Origin of the sequence: Kitasatospora putterlickiae (genome assembly GCF_039527695.1) — a bacterium.
Classification (GTDB): Bacteria; Actinomycetota; Actinomycetes; order Streptomycetales; family Streptomycetaceae; genus Kitasatospora; species Kitasatospora putterlickiae.
In genome coordinates, this window is the sequence record NZ_BAAAKJ010000156.1 from 3,430 (window position 1) to 4,491 (window position 1,062).

The 1,062-nt window shown below is 79.7% G+C and carries 1 pseudogene; it reads left to right on the plus strand.

Going from position 1 to position 1,062, the window contains the following annotated elements:
* A pseudogene (locus tag ABD308_RS16320) lies at positions 1–859 on the plus strand (SWIM zinc finger family protein); the annotation flags it as partial.
* Between the last annotated feature and the right edge of the window lie 203 nt (positions 860–1,062).

The following is a 1,062-nucleotide window of genomic DNA, read 5'->3' on the forward strand; positions in this document are numbered from 1 at the left end:
GCTCGCCGACCGGGTCCGGCACGGCCTCGCCGACCAGTCCACCGCCGGCCCCTGGGAGGAGGTCGCGGCCCGCATGGTCGACGCCCAGGCGCCCGGCCTGGCCACCCGGGTCCGCGAGCTCGACGCGGTGCCGCAGCAGGGGCTGCTGGCGGAGTACGCGATGCTCCACCTGCTCGCCACCGCCGCGACCCGGCTGGACGAGCTGCCCGCGCCGCTCGCCGCGACCGTCCGCGCCCGGGTCGGCTACACCACCGAGGCCGCCGAGCTGCTGGCCGGCCCGACCGTCCGGGACCGCTGGCAGGTGCTCGGCAGCCGCGACACCACGGACGACCGGCTGACCACCCGCCGGCTCTGGCTGCGCGGCGCCAAGACCGGCCGCCCGGCCCTGCTGATCGCCTTCGGCCGTCCCGGGCAGGCCCCCGAACTCGCCCTGCCCACCGGTCAGGTGGTCGAGGCGGAGCTGGCCTTCCACCCCGGCGCCCGCCCGCTGCGGGCCGTGCTCGGCACCCGCCACGGCTCCCCTGCGGCGGTTCCCGACGGCCCGCCGCCCGGCCTGTCCGTCGCCGAGGCGGTGGCCGGCTACGGCACCGCGGTGGCCGACGATCCGTGGCTGGACGCCTGGCCGGCGGTGCTCACCGAGGTCGTCCCGGTGCTCTCCGAGGAGGGCTGGCACCTCACCGACGGCCGGCACACCGTCCCGGTGCACCGCGCCGCCGTCCCGGACGCCGCGCTCTGGCGGCTCGCCGCCGTCTCCACCGGCCGCCCGCTCACCGTCTTCGGCGAGTACGGCCACCACGGCTTCGCGCCGGTCACCGCCTGGGGGCTGGACGGCCGCCCGATCGGCCTCACCACGCCCTGAGCGGGCCCCGCCGCGCCCGAGGCGCCCACGCCCGCCGACCCGACCCGTCCACCCGCACCCGTTCCACCGGAGGAGGAGGCCCCGTGCCCGACCCCTGGGAGTCCCTGCAGACCACCGCCCTGCTGGGCACCGACCGCCGCCCGCTTCCCGCGCCCGGCCCGGCCGACCTGTACGACGGCGCCGTCGACCGCGCCGACCCGGCC